This window comes from Herbaspirillum sp. UBA812 (genome assembly GCF_002296545.1).
Lineage (GTDB): Bacteria > Pseudomonadota > Gammaproteobacteria > Burkholderiales > Burkholderiaceae_D > Herbaspirillum > Herbaspirillum huttiense.
The window spans coordinates 1-3,952 of the sequence record NZ_DBIC01000223.1; the positions used below are offsets into that span (position 1 = coordinate 1).

Consider the following 3,952-nt stretch of genomic DNA (forward strand, 5'->3'; position numbering starts at 1 on the left):
CATCCCCAACGTGGCCGCCCGCTCGCTGCGCAACATTTCCACGCGCACGCTGGCCTGCGTGATGTTCAATGGCTCGTCCTACGACGAACGCTCCGAGCGCACCCAGGACACCCACTACCACAACGTGGTGCAGACCCTCACCCGCGCAGCCGATCGCGCCGGCTATACGCTCCTGCAACGCAATCTGATGCGCGAAGACGAAGCCTCGCTGGTCTATGTGCGCGACCTGTTCCTGGCCGGACGCATCGACGGCATGATTGCCATGGTCAATCGCGCCGGCAATCCGGTGGTGAGTGAATTGCATCGGCTGGGCTACCCCTGCGTGGTCTATGGCATGGCCGATCCGGCTTGTCACCACGTCGTGCAATCGGACCGGCAGGCCGGCCTGGCCGTGGTCGAACACCTCTATCGCACCGGCTGCCGCCGCATCGCCCTGGTGACCGGGCCGCAAAAGGATCACGAACAGGGAAAATCGCGCGAAGAAGGCGTGCCCACTTCCAGCGAAGCACGCTATTTCGGTTATCTCGATGGACTGGAAAAATGTGGTCTGACCCCGCGCCCGGAATGGTTGGTCACCGGTGACTGGTCTCTGGAAAGCGGCTATCGCGCGGCCGCCCAGCTCTGTCACCAGTCCGAGCGTCCGGACGCCATCTTCCTCGGCAATGACCGCATGGCGCTGGGCGCGCTCAAGGCGCTCTACGACCTTGGCGTGAAGGTGCCGCAAGAGATCAGCGTGGTGGGCTTCGACAACATGCGCTATGCCGACTTCAGCATCCCGTCCCTCACCAGCGTGGACGCGCCCATGCTGGAGATGTGCGAGTTTGCCGTGAAGCTGCTGCTGGAACGCATCGAGCTGCGCCAGGAGCAGCGCAACCAGTCCGGTGATGCGGCCGCCGCCCAGGCGGCCCTGGTGCAGAAGATGTTCTCGACGCACCTGGTGATCCGCGACAGTACCCGCCCGGTCATGTGAAACATCCTGCCCGTCAAGGCCGCGCATTCTGCCGCCTCACTCTCTTCCGGCACTGCATGGCATTGCTGCTGGTCTTGGCGGCGGCGCGCGCGCAGTCGGCCAGCTTCGAATTCTGGAGCAGTCACAGCGGTCCCATGGCCCAGGCCGTGCGGCAACTATGCGCCGGCTTCAATGCCGTCCAAAAGCAGCATCAGGTACGTTGTGTCACGCCCGGCTCCTATGAGCAGACCATGCAGAAGACCATCGCCGCCTATCGCGCCGCGCAACAACCTGCGCTGGTGGAAATCTACGATGTCGGCACGCTGGACATGATGCTGAGCGGAGCCATCGTGCCGGTCCACCAGTTGATGGCCGCGCATGGCTACCACGTCGACTGGCAGGATTACCTGCCCGCGATCCGCAGCTATTACACCGATGCCAAGGGGCAGTTTGATTCCCTGCCCTTCAATGTCTCCACCGCTGTTCTGTACCTGAACACTTCCAGGCTGCAGCAGGCCGGCATCAACACCCTGCCCGCCACCTGGAGTGAACTGGAGCAGGCCGCACGGCAGTTGCGCGCGGCTGGCCAGACCTGTCCGCTGGTGAGCGACTTCAATCCCTGGATCCTGCTGGAGCAGGTCAGCACCATTGAGGGCGCACCGCTGGCCGACCAAGACAACGGCCACCGGAGCCTGGCCACCCACTATCTGTTCGACCAGGGACTGCATCTGCGCTTCATGCAGCAGGTACAGCGCTGGCATCAACAGCATCTGCTGGTGGAAGCCGCCGCCACCCACACCGGGCGTCATACCCTGGCCTTCACTACCGGGGAATGCGCCATGCTGCTCGACTCCACCAGCGCCTGGCATGCCGTGGCGCGCAGCGGCCTGCCCGGACTGGCAGTACTGCCGCTGCCGGTGCATGCCGGGAGCGCGCGCCACAACAGCGTACCCGGCGGCGCCTCGCTGTGGGTGATGAAGGGATTTGACGACCAGGTCTATGCGGCCGTGGCGGCCTTCATCGCTTATCTGCAGCAACCGCAGAACCAGCGTCTGCTGGTGCGGCAGACCGGTTACCTGCCCGTTACCCGTCAGGTGGCAGCCCAGATCATGGACGATGCGGGGCACTATCCGGCCTCGGTGGTGGCGGGCATTCATTCGCTGGATGCGAACGCTGGCCAGCCAGGAGTCGGACCGCGCCTGGGCTTCTTCCCGCAGCTGCGGCTGGCCTGGACCGAGCAGGTGCAGACCGCACTGGCCGGCCAGCAGGACATGGCGAGTGCCCTGGCCAAGGCGCGCCGGCGGGGAGATGCCTTGCTGCAGCGTTTCCGCCTCACCTATGCCCCCGCCGATTCCCCTGCACCGCAGCGCTAGCACACATCATGGATACCCGCCCCGCCTTCCCTGCCCGCTGGTTCCCCCTGCTGCTGGCCGCGCCGCAGATGCTGATCGTGTTTCTGTTCTTCCTGTGGCCGGCCGTCAAGGCGATCGCCTGGTCCTTCTATCTGGTACGTCCCTTCGGCAACGGTTCGCGCTTCGTCGGACTGGACAACTACCTGCGCATCCTCACCGATGACGGCTTCTATGCCTCCCTGCGCGCCACGCTGGTCTTCACCGCCGGCAGTACCCTGCTGGCCGTGACCCTCGCCCTGGCACTGGCGGCCTGCCTGGAACTGGATGTGCGCGCCAAGCGCCTGCTGCGCAGCATCTTCATCTGGCCCTATGCCGTGGCCGGGGTAGTGGTCGGTATCGTGCTGAAGGTCTTGATCAATCCGGTTACCGGTTTGCTGGCTTTTCTCAACCACCTCTGGCCGGGCCTGTGGGCACCCCATCTGGCTGGCCAGCAAGCCATGCTGGTACTGATCGCGGCCTTCGCCTGGACCCAGGTGCCGCTGAACTTCATCCTGTTTTCTGCCGCCTTGCAGCGGATTCCCGCCGATCTGACGGGAGCCGCCGCCATCGATGGGGCTGGCCCGTGGCGGCGCTTCATGGATATCCAGTTGCCGATGATCGCACCGGCACTGCTGCTGGCCGGTGTCCTCAACGTGATCGAGGCCTTTACCCACGGCTTCGGGCTGGTGGACGCACTGACCCAGGGCGGACCCGGCCGCAGCACGGCGATCCTGGCCTATCAGATCTATTCGGATGGCTTCATCGGGCTGGACCTCTCGGGCTCATCGGCCTTGTCGGTGATCCTGATGCTGTTCATCGTGGCGCTCACGGTGTTGCAGCTGCGCTTCTTCCGCCAGGGAGCAGGACGATGGTAGAGCGCCATCCGCGCATGACCGCGCTGGCCTACTGCATCCTGGGGCTGGGCGTAGTGCTGGCCTTGGGGCCGCTGTACCTGATCCTGTGCTCGGCCAGCGTCTCCAGCCAGCAGTGGATCAGCCAGGGCATGCCGCTCATGCCAGGCACCGCGCTGCCGGACAATCTGCGCGAAGTGGCGCAGCGCATCGACCTGTGGCGCTATCTCTTCAACAGTCTGCTGGTGGCCGCCCTGGTGGTGACCGGCAAGCTGCTGCTGTCCTCGGTCACGGCTTTTGCAGTGACCTACTTCCAGCCGCGCTGCCGGGGCCTGATCCTGGTCTTGCTGTTCAGTGCCCTGCTGCTGCCGCTGGAAGTACGCATCGTCCCGACCTATGCAGCGGCCTCTGACTTGTTCGAACCGCTGCGCAGCCTGTTGCAGGCGCTGGGCCTGAGCGGACAGCATGCGGTGCCGTCGATCAGCCTGATCAATACCTATGCAGGCCTGTCCTTGCCGTTGGTGGCGTCCGCCACGGGAACCTTCCTGTTTCTGCAGTTCTACCGCACCATCCCGCCCGAACTGGTGGAAGCGGCGCGCATCGACGGGACCGGGCCGTGGCGCTTCTACGTAGATATCCTCCTGCCGCTGTCGAAGACCAATTTTGCGGCGCTGGGATCCATCGTCTTCATCAATACCTGGAAAGACTACATGTGGCCCCTGGTCATCACCAGCCATGACCAGATGCGCACCATCACCCTC

Annotated in this window: 4 protein-coding genes; all 4 read left to right on the plus strand. The window is 64.5% G+C overall.

Going from position 1 to position 3,952, the window contains the following annotated elements; genetic code table 11:
* On the plus strand, positions 1-970 hold a 970-nt coding region (locus B3873_RS14690), incomplete at its 5' end, for a LacI family DNA-binding transcriptional regulator (RefSeq protein WP_286866941.1).
* A gap of 56 nt (positions 971-1,026) precedes the next feature.
* Positions 1,027-2,322 carry an extracellular solute-binding protein gene (locus B3873_RS14695; RefSeq protein WP_286866942.1) on the plus strand — a complete coding sequence of 432 codons (1,296 nt, stop codon included), beginning with the start codon at positions 1,027-1,029 and terminating at the stop codon, positions 2,320-2,322.
* Between the two features lie 8 nt (positions 2,323-2,330).
* Positions 2,331-3,215 (plus strand): carbohydrate ABC transporter permease, encoded by an 885-nt coding sequence (locus B3873_RS14700; protein WP_276837998.1) that lies wholly within the window; start codon positions 2,331-2,333, stop codon positions 3,213-3,215.
* A partial coding sequence (locus tag B3873_RS14705) for an ABC transporter permease subunit (RefSeq protein WP_286866945.1) occupies positions 3,209-3,952 on the plus strand: 744 nt, incomplete at its 3' end. The genes B3873_RS14700 and B3873_RS14705, both read left to right, overlap by 7 nt.